This window comes from Pseudomonas sp. USTB-Z (assembly GCF_019691255.1).
Taxonomy (GTDB): Bacteria; Pseudomonadota; Gammaproteobacteria; order Pseudomonadales; family Pseudomonadaceae; genus Aquipseudomonas; species Aquipseudomonas alloputida.
Window position 1 is genome coordinate 14,205 of sequence record NZ_JAECZP010000035.1, and the last position, 15,651, is coordinate 29,855.

Below are 15,651 nucleotides of genomic sequence, written 5' to 3' on the forward strand. Positions count from 1 at the left end.
GCCCCCCAAAATTCCCGGTGGCGGCCCACTTTTAGCAAAGGTGTAGTTGCGATGAAACGTGTAGGTCTGATCGGTTGGCGCGGTATGGTCGGTTCCGTGCTCATGCAGCGGATGCTGGAGGAGCAGGATTTCGACCTTATCGAGCCGGTGTTCTTCACTACCTCCAATGTTGGTGGCCAGGGTCCGAACGTGGGCAAGGATACAGCGCCCCTCAAGGACGCTTATTCGATTGAAGAACTCAAGACCCTCGACGTGATCCTGACCTGCCAGGGCGGCGACTACACCAACGAGGTCTTCCCCAAGCTGCGTGAAGCCGGCTGGCAGGGTTACTGGATCGACGCCGCTTCGTCCCTGCGCATGCAGGATGACGCGGTGATCATCCTTGACCCGGTCAACCGCAAGGTCATCGACCAGCAGTTGGACGCCGGTACCAAGAACTACATCGGTGGCAACTGCACTGTCAGCCTGATGCTGATGGGCTTGGGTGGCCTGTTCGAGGCCGGTCTGGTCGAGTGGATGAGCGCCATGACCTACCAGGCGGCTTCGGGTGCCGGCGCGCAGAACATGCGCGAGCTGATCAAGCAGATGGGTGCTACCCACGCGGCAGTGGCCGATGACCTGGCCAACCCGGCCAGCGCCATCCTCGATATCGACCGCAAGGTTGCCGAGACCATGCGCAGCGAAGCGTTCCCGACCGAGAACTTCGGCGTGCCGCTGGCGGGCAGCCTGATCCCGTGGATCGACAAGGAACTGCCGAACGGTCAGAGCCGCGAAGAGTGGAAGGCCCAGGCCGAAACCAACAAGATCCTCGGTCGCTTCAAGAGCCCGATCCCGGTCGACGGCATCTGCGTGCGCATCGGCGCCATGCGCTGCCACAGCCAGGCGCTGACCATCAAGCTGAACAAGGACGTGCCGATCGCCGACATCGAAGGCATGATCAGCCAGCACAACCCTTGGGTGAAGCTGGTGCCGAACCAGCGTGAAATCAGCATGCAGGAGCTGACCCCTACCAAGGTCACCGGCACCCTGAACATCCCGGTTGGTCGCCTGCGCAAGCTGAACATGGGTTCGCAGTACCTGGGCGCGTTCACCGTGGGTGACCAGCTGCTGTGGGGCGCCGCCGAACCGCTGCGCCGCATGTTGCGGATTCTGCTGGAGCGTTGATCGTTCAGGCTTTACCTGAAAAATACCGCACTGGTGACAGTGCGGTATTTTTTTTATGCCTGAAGGTTTGCATTTGAGTCGCGGGCCTAATCGCCGGATAAGTCATGCCGCTGTTTAATGGCGAAATGTCTGCTCTGACAGTGCCCTTGCCCTTGCTCTTGCCGTTGCCGTTGCCGTTGCCGTTGCTTCTAAGTGCGCGGTAGTTCAGGCGACGCAGATTGCGACTTCAGGAGGCCGAGCGCAGGGCTTGCGGAGGGAGGTGACGGGCATGGATGCCCGTCAAGCGCTGGGCCCCAGGATGGGGCCTGCAGCGCGGTCCTCCCGGGAGCAAGCCGGGAGCGAGGGGACCCCGGAGCGTAGCGCAGGGGCCGGATGATGGGAGCCGACGGTTTTTGGTTCCTTTTTGCCACGACAAAAAGGGACCCGCCGTAAGGGCGGAAAGGTGACTATGCGCCACCTGCGTGAATGAATACCTACTCGGTGTGAATGCCCACATCCAAGAAGCAAGAAGCAAGAAGCAAGAAGCAAGAAGCAAATTCGTCTGTTTTGACTCAGCGAACAGTCCATTCACGATGGCGACACATACTCACCTTTTCGCCCTTACGGCGAGTCACTTTTTGTCAAGCGCGACAAAAAGTAACCAAAAAACGCTGCGCTCCCATCATCCGGCCCCTGCGCTGCGCTCCGGGGTCCCCTCACTCCGGCCTTGCTCCCGGCAGGACCGCGCCGAAGGCCCCATCCTGGGGCCTCAGCGCTTGACGGGCATCCATGCCCGTCACCTGCCTCCGCAAGGCCTGCGTTCGGCCTCCTGAAGTCGCGAAGATCAAGATCAAGATCAAGATCAAGATCAAGATCAAGATCAAGATCAAGATCAAGATCAACAGCAACAGCAACAGCAATAGGCAACGCTGGGGGAGGCACAGACAAAACCCTACAATCCGAGTAAAGTGCCGCCCCCGCCGTTTACAGCAAAAGGATCCCTTCCATGACACACCCTTTGGATATCGCCGTCGTCGGCGCCACCGGCAGCGTCGGTGAAGCCTTGGTGCAGATCCTCGAGGAACTGGCATTCCCGGTTGCCACCCTGCACCTACTGGCCAGCATGGAATCGGCGGGCAGCAGCGTAATGTTCGCTGGCAAGAAGCTGAAGGTGCGCGAAGTCGACAGCTTCGACTTCGCCCAGGTCAAGCTGGCCTTCTTCGCCACCGGCGCCGCCGTCAGCCGCAGCTTTGCCGGCAAGGCGCTGCAGGCGGGCTGCACGGTCATCGACCTGTCCGGCGGCCTGGACGACGCCTTGGCCCTGGTGCCGGAAGCCAACGCCGAACGCCTGGCCAGCCTGTCGTTGCCAGCGCGCATTGTCAGCCCATGCTCGGCCGCAGTAGCCCTGGCCGTCGCGCTGGCGCCGCTCAAAGGCCTGCTGGACATCGAGCGGGTACAAGTGATGGCCGCGTTGGCGGTGTCTGCGCAAGGCCGTGAAGCGGTCAGCGAGCTGGCCCGGCAAACCGCCGAACTGCTCAATGCCCGCCCGCTGGAGCCGCGCTTCTTCGACCGCCAGGTGGCATTCAACCTGCTGGCCCAGGTCGGTGCTGCCGACGAGCAGGGCCATACCGCGCTGGAGCGCCGCCTGGTCAGCGAACTGCGCGTGCTGCTGGGCCTGCCTGACCTGAAGATTTCCGTGAGCTGTGTTCAAGTCCCGGTGTTTTTCGGCGATAGCTTCAGTGTGGCCGTGCAAAGCCGTCGCCCGGTAGACCTGGCAGCGGTCAACCAGGCCCTGGAGGCAGCCGACAGCATCGAACGGGTGGAAAACGATGATTATCCGACCCCGGTAGGTGACGCAGTGGGCCAAGACGTGGTCTATGTTGGACGTGTACGTCACGGTGTTGATGAAGACCAGCAACTCAACCTCTGGCTAACCACTGACAACGTGCGCAAAGGCGCCGCGCTCAATGCCGTGCAAGTGGCGCAATTGTTGATTAAACACATGCCGTAAAAGATACTGGCGAGCACTTTTGTCCTGCTCCGCATGCAGGTTTCGGGACGATTCATACAAGGGAAGAGGTCATGCTTCGAATTCGCAAACTGGTTCTGGCCATGGCTGCAGCATCCGCGCTGTCGTCTGGCATGGCGAATGCGCTGGGCCTGGGGGAGCTGACCCTGAAGTCGGCACAGAATCAGCCGCTGGACGCCGAGATCGAATTGCTCGACGTGCGCGACCTCAAAGCCGCCGAGGTGGCGCCGAGCCTGGCGCCACCGGAAGAGTTCAGCAAGGCCGGGGTGGCGTTTCCGACCTACCTCGAAGACCTGACCTTCACACCGGTGATCAACCCCAACGGCAAAAGTGTGCTGCGCGTGACGTCCAGTCAGCCGCTGCCAGGTCCGGTGGTCAAGTTCCTGGTGCAGGTGATGTGGCCGCAGGGCCGTCTGCTGCGTGACTATAGTGTGCTGCTCGACCAGGCCAAGGCGCAGGGCGACAAGCCGGCGGCAGGCAATGTCACACCGGCCATGACCGGTGCCAGCAACTACACCACCCAGCGTCGCGACACCTTGTGGCAGATTGCTGCGCGTAACACCCAGGGTGGGTCGATCCAGCAGACCATGATCGCGATCCAGGCATTGAACCCGGACGCCTTCATCGGCAACAACATCAACCAGCTGAAGGTTGGCCAGGTACTGCGCCTGCCCGACCAGCAGCAGATCCAGAGCATCGCCCAGGGCGAAGCGAACCGCGAGGTGGCCGAGCAGTATGCGGCCTGGCGTGAAGGCCGTCGCCTGGGGCCGCGTGCCCGCCAGCTGGATGCCACCCGCCGTGGCGCCGCCGAAGCTGCACCGTCGCGTATCGCCCAGGGCGACAACCTGCGCCTGGTCAGCCCGGGCAAGCAGGCCGGTGCAGGCCAGGCCAAGGCGTTGAATGACGAGCTGGCCATGGCCCAGGAAAGCCTGGACACCAGCCGTCGCGACAACGAAGAACTGAAAAGCCGCATGGCCGACCTGCAGAGTCAGCTGGACAAGCTGCAGCGCCTGATCGAGCTGAAGAACAACCAGTTGGCACGCCTGGAAGGCCAGGGCGCAGACGCATCGGCAGCGGCTGCCGCTACTCCGGAGCAGCCCGTGGTCAATCCGGCGCCTGCTGCTGCCGATACCGCACCCAAGCCTGTGCCGGACGCCCAGCCAGCACCCGCCAGCCAGCCGAAGGGTACGCTCGATTCGGTCCTGGGCAACCCGTGGCTTTTGGGGGTGATTGCCGGTTCCAGCATTCTGGTGCTGGCACTGCTGCTGTGGCTGCTGGCGCGCAAGCGCAAAGCCCAGCAAGAAGCCGAGAAGCACCTGCGCATGGCGCGGGCGCTGGAAGAAGAGCAGGGCGCAGGTTTCGACAGCGATACCGAGAGCTTCGACGGCGTCGAAGCCCGGGAGCCTGGCGTAACCCTGTCGCCGGCTGTGGTTGCCGCTTCGGCCGCAGCTGCCGTCGCTGCGGAAAAAGTGGCAGAACCGGTCGCTGAGGCAGAACCCGAGCCTGAGCCGCAAGCAGACCCGCACGCCGCGCTGCTGGCGCAAGTTGACCAATGCCTGGCCGAAGGCCGCCTTAATCGTGCTACCGAGCTGTTGGAGCCCGCCGTGGCCGCCGCGCCGGAGCGTGACGACCTGCGCCTGAAGCTGATGGACGTGTACGCCCGTCAGGGTGACCAGAGCGCGTTCGCTGAACAGGAGCGTCAGTTGCCGGCCAGCGAGCAGAACGTTGCTGAAGTCGCCAGCCTGAAAGAGCGTTACCCCGCCATGCTCGGCCTGGCTGCTGCCGGCCTGGGTGCGGCGGCGCTGGCTGCCGAAATGGATGAGCAGTACGTGCAAGAGCTGCTGCACGATGAGCCCGAAGCGCCGGTGGTTGCCGATGTGGTGCCTGACGAGTTGTCTGGGTTCGAGCCGCACGTGGAGGCTGAGCCAGAGGCTGTCGCGCAAGCAGAGCCTGACGCTGAGCTGGACGCCTTCGATGAAGTGCCAACGCTCGATGCAACGGACCTGGCCGAGCAGGATCTGGACAGCGCCTTCGACCTGAGCCTGGGTGAAGACCTGGCCGATCAAGACCCGCTGGCCGCGTCCGTGCTGGAAGAGCCGATCCCACAGGGGGGCGTACCCGACGAGCTGGTAATCGCTGAGCCTGTGCTGGATGAGCCCGTACAGGAAGAAGCTCAGCCAGAAGAACAGCCCTTTGCCGTGGATGCCGAGCTGCAAGCCGACGCCGACGCTGATTTCGAGGCCATGCTGGCTCAGGCCGAGCCTCAGCCTGCCGTTGACCTGTCTGATTTCGACCTCGACGTCAGTGAGCCGGTTGCCCCGGCTGCCCCGGAGGCGCTGGAGCAAGATCCACTGGATGTCGCGTCCGAACTGGCTGCCTTCGACAGCGAGCCGGAGTTTGACCCGGTCTCCGAGTTCGACCTGCCATCGGACTTCGACTTGTCCCTGTCGCTGGAAGACGATTCGCCGGCCGCCAAGAGCTTTGCCTCGGAGCTCAATGACGTCAACGCCGAGCTGGACAAGCTGTCGCAGAGCCTCGAAACGCCATCGCTGGAGCCGCACTTCACCAGCGAAGACGCGGTGGCGCAGCCCGAGCCCGAGCCTTTGGACGACCTGGACTTCGACTTCTTCTCCGGCAGTGACGAAGTCGCCACCAAGCTCGACCTGGCCCGTGCCTACATCGACATGGGTGACAGCCAGGGCGCGCGTGACATCCTCGACGAAGTGGTCAAGGATGGCGACGACAGCCAGCGTCAGGAAGCCGAGGACATGCTCTCCCGGCTGGTCTGATGCAAGCAGGTCAGGCCTCTTGGCGGGCTGACCGCGCCCGCGAAGAGGCCCGCACATGCAGTGCGCAACCACCGGCAGCCCTACGAGGCTGCCGTTGTCGTTATAATCCCCGCCATTCCGTACACCCCACAGGTTTCATGCTCTTGGACATCATCGACACCGCTACCGCCGAATCCGCGGCCGAAGGCTACTCCCGCATCGCCCTGGGCGTGGAATACAAAGGCGCGCGCTACCGCGGCTGGCAACGTCAGGCCAGCGGCGTGCCGAGTGTCCAGCAAGCCCTGGAGCAAGCGCTGTCCAAGGTCGCCAACGAGCCGATTTCGGTGGTCTGCGCCGGGCGTACCGACGCCGGCGTTCACGGCTGCGGGCAGGTCGTGCACTTCGATACCCGTGCCGTGCGTGACGAGCGCGCCTGGACCATGGGCACCAACTTCAACCTGCCGCACGACATCAGTGTGGTCTGGTCGCGGCCAATGCCGGCCGACTTTCATGCCCGCTTCAAGGCCTGCGCCCGGCGCTACCGCTACGTCATCTACAACGACCCGATTCGCCCGGCGCACCTGGCCGAAGAGGTGACCTGGAACCACCGTCCGCTGGACGTCGATCGCATGGCCGAGGCGGCGCAGTTTCTGCTGGGTACCCACGACTTCAGCGCCTTCCGTGCCAGCCAGTGTCAGGCCAAGTCACCGATCAAGCACATCTACCACCTGCGTGTTACCCGCCATGGCCAGATGATCGTGCTGGACGTGCGTGCCACCGCCTTCCTGCACCACATGGTGCGTAACATTGCCGGTGTGCTGATGGCCATCGGCGCCGGCGAGCGTCCGGTTGCCTGGGCGCGCGAGGTGCTGGAAGGGCGCAACCGCCGTGAAGGTGGGGTAACGGCCCACCCATACGGGCTTTACCTGGTGCAGGTGGAGTACCCCGAAGCGTTTGCGTTGCCCAAGCGTTACATCGGTCCACACTTTTTGAGTGGTTACGAGGCGTTGGCAGACTGACGAGCGAAAAGCCATTTGCTAACATCCGCCCTTTCGCCGCAACAATCAGGGTTCTTGTTCCATGAGCAATGTTCGCAGCAAGATCTGCGGGATTACCCGCATCGAAGACGCACTGGCCGCTGCCGAAGCGGGGGCCGATGCCATCGGCTTCGTCTTCTATGCCAAGAGCCCGCGGGCGGTGGACGTGCGCCAGGCGCGGGCGATCATTGCCGAGCTGCCGCCGTTCGTGACCACGGTCGGGCTGTTCGTCAATGCCTCGCGCTGTGAGCTGAACGAGATCCTCGAAGTGGTTCCGCTGGACCTGCTACAGTTTCACGGCGATGAAACCCCGCAGGACTGTGAAGGCTACCACCGCCCCTGGATCAAGGCCCTGCGTGTGCGCCCTGGCGATGACCTGGAGGCGGCCTGTCAGCGTTACGCGGGTGCCCGCGGCATTTTATTGGACACCTATGTGCCAGGCGTGCCAGGGGGAACCGGCGAGGCGTTCGACTGGTCATTGGTACCGGCGCGTCTTGGCAAGCCGATCATTCTCGCGGGTGGGCTGTCGGCCGATAACGTTGGCCAGGCCATTGCCCGGGTAAAGCCTTATGCGGTGGATGTCAGTGGTGGCGTCGAACAGGCCAAGGGCATCAAGGACGCGGCGAAGATCGAGGCCTTCATGCGTGCGGTGAAACAGGCTTGATGGCAGATGTGACGGCTGGCTGCGCGCCATCGTCCATAGCTTTCGCAGCCCTGCGGGCCGCTGCCAGCACCTGTGGTGGCAAACAACACATTAGCGGTGGAGTGGCGCGCTGGAAGCCCCGGCGGCCGGTCCACCATCGTTTCATAAAAGATTTTGAGCTCAAGGGCAGGGTAGGGCCGGTGACGCCGTCCCCCGCCTGCCAATACTGGAGAAAGAAAGCATGAGCAACTGGTTAGTCGACAAACTGATCCCTTCGATCATGCGTTCCGAGGTGAAAAAGAGCTCGGTGCCTGAGGGCCTGTGGCACAAGTGCCCGTCCTGCGAGGCCGTGCTGTATCGTCCGGAGCTGGAAAAGACCCTGGATGTCTGCCCCAAGTGCAATCACCACATGCGCATCGGCGCACGTGCGCGCATCGACATCTTCCTTGACGCCGAAGGCCGGGCGGAACTGGGCGCTGACCTGGAACCGGTCGACCGCCTGAAGTTCCGTGATGGCAAGAAGTACAAGGACCGCCTGACCGGCGCGCAGAAGCAGACTGGCGAAAAGGACGCGCTGATCTCCATGAGCGGCACCCTGATGGGCATGCCGATCGTGGTTAGCGCCTTCGAGTTCTCGTTCATGGGCGGCTCCATGGGTGCCATCGTCGGCGAGCGCTTCGTCCGCGCGGCCAACTATGCCCTGGAAAACCGCTGCCCAATGGTTTGCTTCTCCGCTTCGGGCGGTGCGCGCATGCAGGAAGCGCTGATCTCGCTGATGCAGATGGCCAAGACCTCTGCCGTGCTGGCGCGCCTGCGCGAAGAAGGCATCCCGTTCATCTCGGTCCTGACCGACCCGGTGTATGGCGGTGTTTCCGCCAGCCTGGCGATGCTCGGCGACGTCATCGTCGGTGAGCCGAAGGCCCTGATCGGTTTCGCCGGCCCACGCGTGATCGAGCAGACCGTACGCGAGAAGCTGCCTGAAGGCTTCCAGCGCAGCGAGTTCCTGCTGGAGCACGGTGCCATCGACCTGATCATCTCCCGTGGCGAATTGCGTCCGCGTCTGGCCCGCCTGCTGGCGCAGATGACCGGTCAGCAAACGCCGGAAGAAGCGCGTGAGGCGGCTGCCGTCGCGTGATGAAACAACGATCCCTGGGCGAATGGCTCGCCTACCTCGAGCAGTTGCACCCCTCGGCCATCGACATGGGCCTGGAGCGGTCGCAGAAGGTGCTTGCCCGCTTGGCGCTGGGCAAGCTGGCGCCGCGCGTGGTGACGGTAACCGGCACCAACGGCAAGGGTTCGACCTGCGCCTTTGTGGCGTCGTTGCTGCGTGCCCAGGGGCTCAAGGTCGGTGTGTACAGTTCGCCGCACCTGTTACGTTACAACGAGCGGGTGGTGATCGATGGCCAAGAGGCCAGCGATGAGCGCCTGTGCGAAGCCTTCGCCGCCGTCGAGGCGGCGCGGGGCGATATTTCCCTGACCTACTTCGAGATGGGGACGTTGGCCGCGTTCTGGTTGTTCTACCAGTCGCAGCTCGATGCGGTGGTGCTGGAGGTGGGCCTGGGTGGCCGCCTGGATACCGTCAACGTGGTGGATGCCGACTTCGCCCTGGTGACCAGCATCGGTGTCGACCATGTTGATTACCTGGGTGATACCCGCGAGCTGGTGGCCTTCGAGAAGGCTGGCATCTTCCGCCCGGGCAAACCGGCCCTGTGCGGTGATCTGGATCCGCCAGGGCCATTGCTGGACAAGGCCGCCGAACTGGCCGCGCCACTGTTCCTGCGCGGTCGGGAATTCGACCTGACCAGCGCCGAAGGCTGCTGGAGCTGGCGTGGTACTGCCGCCGATGGTGCGCAGGTCGAGCTGCGTGACCTGCCTTTGCTAGACCTGCCCATGGAAAACGCCACGCTGGCCTTGCAGGCTTACCTGCTGATGGGGCTGCCGTGGGACGCGGCGCAAGTTCGCCGGGCATTGCTGGATACCCGTATCACTGGGCGTCTCGACCTCCGTCTGTTGAACTGGCAGGGTAAGCCGGTAGCGTTGCTGCTGGATGTCGGGCATAACCCGCATGCGGCGCAGTACCTGGCCAGGCGGCTGGCGGCCCGGCCGCTCAAGGGGCGCCGCCTCGCGGTGTTTGGCCTGCTCGCCGACAAGGATCTGGAGGGCGTTATCGCGCCGCTGCAGGGCCTCATCGACGACTGGGCGGTGGCGCCGCTGGATACCCCGCGCAGTCGCCCGGCCGCAGAACTGGCCTCGTCCTTGGCGAACCTCGGTGCCACGGTGAAGTCTTATGCCAGCGTCGACGCCGCCCTTGAAGGGCAATGTGCGCAGGCGACGGCGGATGATCAGATCCTGCTGTTCGGTTCGTTTTTCTGTGTCGCCCAGGCGCTGGAATGGCTGGAGCGGCACGCCCAGGAGGGTGGAATAGATGGCTGTGCTGGATAAAGGGATGAAACAGCGCATGGTGGGTGCGCTGGTGCTGGTGGCGCTGGCGGTTATCTTCCTGCCGATGCTGTTTACCCGCCAGGACGAGATGCGCCAGGTGCACGTCGAAGCCCCGCAGGCACCGGCCATGCCCAGCCTACCGGAAGTGAAGGTGGAGCCGGTTGCCGTGCCGGAGCCACAGGTTATTGCGCAGGAGGCGCAGGAGGCGCAGGAGGCGCAGCCGGCGCCAGTGGTGATCGACGAGGCCACTGCGCCGGCGAGTACGCCCAGCCAGCCAATCACCCCGTCGCCGCAGACCCAGGCGCAGGTTCAGCCGCCCAAGCCGCAGACGCCCGCGCCCAAGGTGGAGGCCAAGGCCGCTGCAACACCAGCGCCTGCCGCGCCATCGAAGATCGACGCCAATGGCCTGCCCGTCAGTTGGTCGATTCAGCTGGCCAGCCTGTCCAACCGCGCCGGTGCCGAAAAGCTGCAGCAAACCCTGCGTAGCCAGGGTTACAACGCCTATATCCGTACGGCGGGTGGCATGAACCGCGTGTACGTGGGGCCGTTGATCGAGCGCGCCGAGGCCGAGCGCGTGCGTGACGCCATCAACCGTCAGAACAGCCTCAAGGGCTTTGTGGTGCGCTTCCAGCCTGAGCGCAGCTGATTCCCCGGGGCGGCCATGCCGCCCATTCGCGGGTGAGCCCGTTCCTGCAGGTACTGCGCCGCTGCAAGGCTCAGCCAGAACCAGTTGGGGGCGGGTTTGCCTGCCAATGGCCCAACACCAATCCAGCTGACATTCCGCTTACTCCCGGCCCGCCGCTCTGGTAAAATGCGCCGCCTCAAACGTCTGCAGGCAGCACCGTGGCATTTACCTTGGTTGATTGGGCGATCATTGCGATCATCGCCGTCTCCACACTGATCAGTCTCAAGCGCGGCTTCGTCAAGGAGGCCTTGTCCTTGCTCATCTGGATCATTGCCGGTGCAGTTGCCTGGATGTTCGGCGGTTCGCTCTCGGTGTATCTTGAGAGCTATATCCAGACGCCATCGATGCGCGTCATCGCTGGCTGCGCCATTCTTTTCGTCGCCACCTTGCTGGTGGGGGCCATGGTCAACTTCCTTGTCGGTGAGCTGATCCGCGTGACCGGGCTGTCCGGCACCGATCGTTTCCTGGGCATGGCCTTCGGTGCTGCGCGCGGGGCCTTGCTGGTAGTGGTGGCCATAGGCCTGATCAGCCTGGGGCCGGTTCAACAAGACACCTGGTGGCAGGAATCACGCCTGATACCACAATTTCTCTTGGTCGCCGACTGGTCGAAAAACCTGATTCTGGGTTTCACCGGCCAATGGACGCCCAGTGGGCTGATCAGCACTCCGGCTGATCTTCCGTTCAAGGAACAGTTGCTCGGGCCGTCCAAGCCCTGAGCGCTATTCACTCAAGTTTCATCAAAGTAGGGGTTGCGTCGCATGTGTGGCATCGTCGGTATCGTCGGTAAGTCGAACGTCAATCAGGCGCTGTATGACGCGCTTACGGTCCTCCAGCACCGCGGCCAGGACGCTGCCGGTATCGTGACCAGCCATGACGGCCGGTTGTTCCTGCGCAAGGATAATGGCCTGGTGCGCGACGTGTTCCAGCAGCGCCACATGCAGCGCCTGGTTGGCAACATCGGCATCGGCCACGTGCGCTACCCCACTGCGGGCAGCTCGACCTCGGCCGAGGCCCAGCCGTTCTACGTCAACTCGCCTTACGGCATCACCCTGGCTCACAACGGCAACCTGACCAATGTCGAGCAGTTGGCCAAGGAGATCTACGAGTCCGACCTGCGCCACGTCAACACCAACTCCGACTCGGAAGTGCTGCTGAACGTGTTCGCCCACGAACTGGCAGTGCGCGGCAAGTTGCAGCCGACCGAAGAAGACGTGTTCGCTGCGGTCTCCCATGTGCACAGCCGCTGCGTTGGCGGTTACGCCGTGGTGGCCATGATCACCGGCTACGGCATCGTAGGCTTCCGCGACCCCCATGGCATTCGCCCGGTGGTGTTCGGTCAGCGTCACACCGACGAAGGTGTGGAGTACATGATCGCGTCGGAAAGCGTCGCCCTGGACGTGCTCGGCTTCACCCTGATCCGCGACCTGGCACCGGGCGAAGCGGTGTACATCACCGAAGAAGGCCAGTTGTTCACCAAGCAATGCGCCGAAGCGCCGAAGCTGCAGCCGTGCATCTTCGAGCACGTCTACCTGGCGCGGCCGGACTCGATCATCGATGGGGTCTCGGTGTACAAGGCGCGTCTGCGCATGGGTGAAAAGCTGGCCGACAAGATCATGCGCGAGCGCCCCGATCATGATATCGACGTGGTCATCCCGATCCCGGATACCAGTCGCACTGCCGCGCTGGAACTGGCCAACCGGCTGGGCGTCAAGTTCCGCGAAGGTTTCGTCAAGAACCGTTACATCGGCCGTACCTTCATCATGCCCGGCCAGGCCGCGCGCAAGAAGTCGGTGCGTCAGAAGCTCAACGCCATCGAGCTGGAGTTCCGCGGCAAGAATGTGATGCTGGTGGACGACTCGATCGTGCGCGGCACCACCTGCAAGCAGATCATCCAGATGGCCCGCGAAGCCGGCGCCAAGAATGTCTACTTCTGCTCCGCGGCCCCTGCAGTACGCTACCCCAACGTCTACGGCATCGACATGCCGAGTGTTCACGAACTGATCGCCCACAACCGCACCACCGAACAGGTGGGTGAGTTGATTGGCGCCGATTGGCTGGTCTATCAGGACTTGCCAGACCTGATCGATTCGGTCGGCGGCGGCAAGATCAAGATCGAGCAGTTCGATTGCGCGGTGTTCAACGGCGAATACGTCACTGGCGACATCGACGAAGCCTACCTCGACCGCATCGAGCAGGCCCGTAATGACCTGGCCAAGGTCAAGAACCAGGCCGTCAGCGCGATCATCGACCTTTACAACAACTGATTTTGGGAGCGACGGCATGACGGATCAATGGGATGCCGGGCGACTGGACAGTGACCTCGAGGGTGTCGGTTTCGACACCCTGGCGGTTCGCGCTGGTCAAAACCGTACCCCGGAAGGCGAGCACAGCGAAGCGCTGTTCCTGACCTCCAGCTATGTGTTCCGCACGGCAGCCGATGCTGCTGCGCGCTTTGCCGGCGAAACGCCGGGCAACGTCTATTCGCGCTACACCAACCCATCGGTGCGTGCCTTCGAGGAGCGCCTGGCGGCCATGGAAGGTGCCGAACAGGCCGTGGGTACGTCTACTGGCATGGCGGCTATCCTGGCCGTGGTCATGTCGCTGTGCAGTGCCGGTGACCATGTGCTGGTGTCGCAGAGCGTATTCGGCTCCACCATCAGCCTGTTCGAGAAGTACTTCAAGCGCTTTGGCCTACAGGTGGACTACGTGCCACTGGTCGACCTCACCGGCTGGGAAAAGGCCATCAAGGCCAACACCAAGCTGCTGATCGTCGAATCGCCCTCCAACCCGCTGGCCGAGTTGGTCGATATCACTGCGCTCAGCGAAATCGCCCATGCTCAGGGTGCCATGCTGGTGGTGGACAACTGTTTCAGTACCCCGGCGTTGCAGCAGCCGCTGAAGCTGGGTGCCGACATTGTGTTCCACTCGGCCACCAAGTTCATCGATGGCCAGGGCCGCTGCATGGGCGGTGTGGTTGCCGGCCGTACCGAGCAAATGAAAGAGGTGGTGGGTTTCCTGCGAACCGCAGGTCCAACCCTCAGCCCGTTCAACGCCTGGATCTTCACCAAGGGCCTGGAAACGCTGCGCCTGCGTATGCGTGCACACTGCGAGAGCGCTCAGGCCCTGGCCGAATGGCTGGAGCAGCAAGACGGCGTGGAGAAGGTGCATTACGCCGGCCTGCCCAGCCACCCGCAGCACGAACTGGCCAAGCGCCAGATGAGCGGTTTTGGTGCAGTGGTCAGCTTCGAGGTCAAGGGTGGCAAAGAGGGCGCGTGGCGTTTCATCGACGCGACCCGAGTGATTTCCATCACGACCAACCTGGGTGACAGCAAAACCACCATCGCGCATCCGGCGACCACCTCACACGGTCGCCTGTCGCCGCAGGAGCGTGAAGCGGCGGGTATCCGCGACAGCCTGATCCGCGTTGCCGTGGGCCTGGAAGACGTGGCCGACCTGCAGGCTGACCTGGCGCGCGGGCTGGCGGCATTGTGATCGAAATCAGCGGCAGCACCCCGGGCCACAATGGCCGGGTAGCCTTGGTCACGGGCGCCGCCCGCGGCATCGGTCTTGGCATTGCCGCATGGCTGATCTGCGAAGGCTGGCAAGTGGTGCTGAGTGATCTGGACCGCCAGCGGGGTACCAAAGTGGCCAAGGCGTTGGGCGACAACGCCTGGTTCATCACCATGGACGTTGCCGACGAGGCCCAGGTCAGTGCCGGCGTGTCCGAAGTGCTCGGGCAGTTCGGCCGGCTGGACGCGCTGGTGTGCAATGCGGCCATTGCCAACCCGCACAACCAGACGCTGGAAAGCCTGAGCCTGGCCCAATGGAACCGGGTGCTGGCGGTCAACCTCAGCGGGCCCATGCTGCTGGCCAAGCATTGTGCGCCGTACCTGCGTGCGCACAATGGGGCGATCGTCAACCTGACCTCTACCCGGGCTCGGCAATCCGAACCCGACACCGAGGCTTACGCGGCAAGCAAGGGCGGCCTGGTGGCTTTGACCCATGCCCTGGCCATGAGCCTGGGCCCGGAGATTCGCGTCAATGCGGTGAGCCCGGGTTGGATCGATGCCCGTGATCCGTCGCAGCGCCGTACCGAGCCGTTAAGCGAAGCTGACCATGCCCAGCACCCAACGGGCAGGGTAGGGACTGTGGAAGATGTAGCGGCCATGGTTGCCTGGTTGCTGTCACGCCAGGCGGCATTTGTCACCGGTCAGGAGTTTGTGGTCGATGGCGGCATGACCCGCAAGATGATCTATAGCTGAGCACCTTGTTTAAACCGCGCCGGCCTCTTCGCGGGTAAACCCGCTCCTACAACGGTTAATGTCCGACTGTAGGAGCGGGTTTACCCGCGAAGACGCCGGCACAGGCAATAACCTCACGTTGCCTTTTTGAAAAAAATTCAATGGGGCTATTGACTTAGCTTCGCCACCTGCGTAAATTTCGCGGCCTCAGCGAAGCAAACGCAACAAGCAACATCGCGAGGGTGATTAGCTCAGCCGGGAGAGCATCTGCCTTACAAGCAGAGGGTCGGCGGTTCGATCCCGTCATCACCCACCACTTCCTGAGATGTTCCTGGAGCATCGGATTCGCAAGAAGCCGATAGCCAGAGAGGAACGCACTGCGCAGCGGTAGTTCAGTCGGTTAGAATACCGGCCTGTCACGCCGGGGGTCGCGGGTTCGAGTCCCGTCCGCTGCGCCATTTTTCAGTAACAGATGGGTGCCTGGCACCGGTCTGAAGCCACAAGGCACACGCCTTGGGCTGATCCCAGTTTCAATCGGGCGCAAGCCTGAACGATACGCAGCGGTAGTTCAGTCGGTTAGAATACCGGCCTGTCACGCCGGGGGTCGCGGGTTCGAGTCCCGTCCGCTGCGCCATCTTCGCTTTAAGGCCCCATGAACGCCTT

At 63.2% G+C, this 15,651-nt stretch carries 12 protein-coding genes and 3 tRNA genes; all 15 read left to right on the plus strand.

Annotated elements, in window-relative coordinates; translation table 11 throughout:
- The first annotated feature begins 51 nt into the window (after positions 1–51).
- Positions 52–1,164, plus strand: coding sequence for an aspartate-semialdehyde dehydrogenase (asd, locus tag I8746_RS26150; RefSeq protein WP_003247195.1), 1,113 nt, complete (start codon positions 52–54; stop codon positions 1,162–1,164).
- A 985-nt stretch (positions 1,165–2,149) separates the two neighbouring features.
- Positions 2,150–3,154, plus strand: a complete 1,005-nt coding sequence (locus I8746_RS26155) for an aspartate-semialdehyde dehydrogenase (protein ID WP_014754044.1) — start codon at positions 2,150–2,152, stop codon at positions 3,152–3,154.
- Positions 3,155–3,225: 71 nt separating this feature from the next.
- Positions 3,226–5,961, plus strand: a complete 2,736-nt coding sequence (locus tag I8746_RS26160) for a FimV/HubP family polar landmark protein (RefSeq protein WP_088513108.1) — start codon at positions 3,226–3,228, stop codon at positions 5,959–5,961.
- Between the two features lie 137 nt (positions 5,962–6,098).
- Positions 6,099–6,959: a tRNA pseudouridine(38-40) synthase TruA gene (gene truA, locus I8746_RS26165; protein WP_033726402.1), complete on the plus strand. Its 861-nt coding sequence runs from the start codon at positions 6,099–6,101 to the stop codon at positions 6,957–6,959.
- Between the two features lie 61 nt (positions 6,960–7,020).
- Positions 7,021–7,641 (plus strand): phosphoribosylanthranilate isomerase, encoded by a 621-nt coding sequence (locus I8746_RS26170; RefSeq protein ID WP_003247201.1) that lies wholly within the window; start codon positions 7,021–7,023, stop codon positions 7,639–7,641.
- A 220-nt stretch (positions 7,642–7,861) separates the two neighbouring features.
- The gene (gene accD, locus I8746_RS26175) at positions 7,862–8,755 is read left to right on the plus strand and encodes an acetyl-CoA carboxylase, carboxyltransferase subunit beta (RefSeq protein ID WP_003247202.1); all 894 of its coding nucleotides are present in this window, start codon (positions 7,862–7,864) and stop codon (positions 8,753–8,755) included.
- A complete protein-coding gene (gene folC, locus I8746_RS26180) occupies positions 8,755–10,062 on the plus strand; it encodes a bifunctional tetrahydrofolate synthase/dihydrofolate synthase (protein WP_221101179.1) in 1,308 nt (435 codons plus the stop codon). Before accD ends, folC begins: the two co-directional genes overlap by 1 nt.
- A complete protein-coding gene (locus tag I8746_RS26185) occupies positions 10,046–10,708 on the plus strand; it encodes an SPOR domain-containing protein (protein WP_221101180.1) in 663 nt (220 codons plus the stop codon). The genes folC and I8746_RS26185 overlap by 17 nt, the downstream gene beginning before the upstream one ends.
- Positions 10,709–10,905: 197 nt before the next feature.
- On the plus strand, positions 10,906–11,463 hold the full coding sequence (locus I8746_RS26190) for a CvpA family protein (RefSeq protein ID WP_003247206.1): 558 nt from the start codon (positions 10,906–10,908) through the stop codon (positions 11,461–11,463).
- Between the two features lie 42 nt (positions 11,464–11,505).
- The gene (gene purF, locus I8746_RS26195) at positions 11,506–13,011 is read left to right on the plus strand and encodes an amidophosphoribosyltransferase (protein WP_004574897.1); all 1,506 of its coding nucleotides are present in this window, start codon (positions 11,506–11,508) and stop codon (positions 13,009–13,011) included.
- 16 nt (positions 13,012–13,027) lie between these two features.
- Positions 13,028–14,239, plus strand: coding sequence for an O-succinylhomoserine sulfhydrylase (locus I8746_RS26200; protein ID WP_003247208.1), 1,212 nt, complete (start codon positions 13,028–13,030; stop codon positions 14,237–14,239).
- Positions 14,236–15,009, plus strand: a complete 774-nt coding sequence (locus tag I8746_RS26205; protein ID WP_221101181.1) for an SDR family oxidoreductase — start codon at positions 14,236–14,238, stop codon at positions 15,007–15,009. The genes I8746_RS26200 and I8746_RS26205 overlap by 4 nt, the downstream gene beginning before the upstream one ends.
- 219 nt (positions 15,010–15,228) lie before the next feature.
- Positions 15,229–15,304 (plus strand) — tRNA-Val (locus I8746_RS26210).
- A 65-nt stretch (positions 15,305–15,369) separates the two neighbouring features.
- Positions 15,370–15,446: transfer RNA gene (locus I8746_RS26215), tRNA-Asp, on the plus strand.
- Between the two features lie 99 nt (positions 15,447–15,545).
- Positions 15,546–15,622, plus strand: a tRNA-Asp gene (locus I8746_RS26220).
- The last annotated feature ends 29 nt before the right edge of the window (positions 15,623–15,651 follow it).

What these genes read in the sequence shown, in the direction of transcription:
- I8746_RS26155 (WP_014754044.1), top strand. Translation starts at nt 2,150, where the DNA reads ATGACACACCCTTTGGATATCGCCGTCGTCGGCGCCACCGGCAGCGTC.
- asd (WP_003247195.1), top strand. Translation starts at nt 52, where the DNA reads ATGAAACGTGTAGGTCTGATCGGTTGGCGCGGTATGGTCGGTTCCGTG.
- folC (WP_221101179.1), top strand. Translation starts at nt 8,755, where the DNA reads ATGAAACAACGATCCCTGGGCGAATGGCTCGCCTACCTCGAGCAGTTG.
- purF (WP_004574897.1), top strand. Translation starts at nt 11,506, where the DNA reads ATGTGTGGCATCGTCGGTATCGTCGGTAAGTCGAACGTCAATCAGGCG.
- I8746_RS26160 (WP_088513108.1), top strand. Translation starts at nt 3,226, where the DNA reads ATGCTTCGAATTCGCAAACTGGTTCTGGCCATGGCTGCAGCATCCGCG.
- accD (WP_003247202.1), top strand. Translation starts at nt 7,862, where the DNA reads ATGAGCAACTGGTTAGTCGACAAACTGATCCCTTCGATCATGCGTTCC.
- I8746_RS26200 (WP_003247208.1), top strand. Translation starts at nt 13,028, where the DNA reads ATGACGGATCAATGGGATGCCGGGCGACTGGACAGTGACCTCGAGGGT.
- I8746_RS26185 (WP_221101180.1), top strand. Translation starts at nt 10,046, where the DNA reads ATGGCTGTGCTGGATAAAGGGATGAAACAGCGCATGGTGGGTGCGCTG.
- truA (WP_033726402.1), top strand. Translation starts at nt 6,099, where the DNA reads ATGCTCTTGGACATCATCGACACCGCTACCGCCGAATCCGCGGCCGAA.
- I8746_RS26170 (WP_003247201.1), top strand. Translation starts at nt 7,021, where the DNA reads ATGAGCAATGTTCGCAGCAAGATCTGCGGGATTACCCGCATCGAAGAC.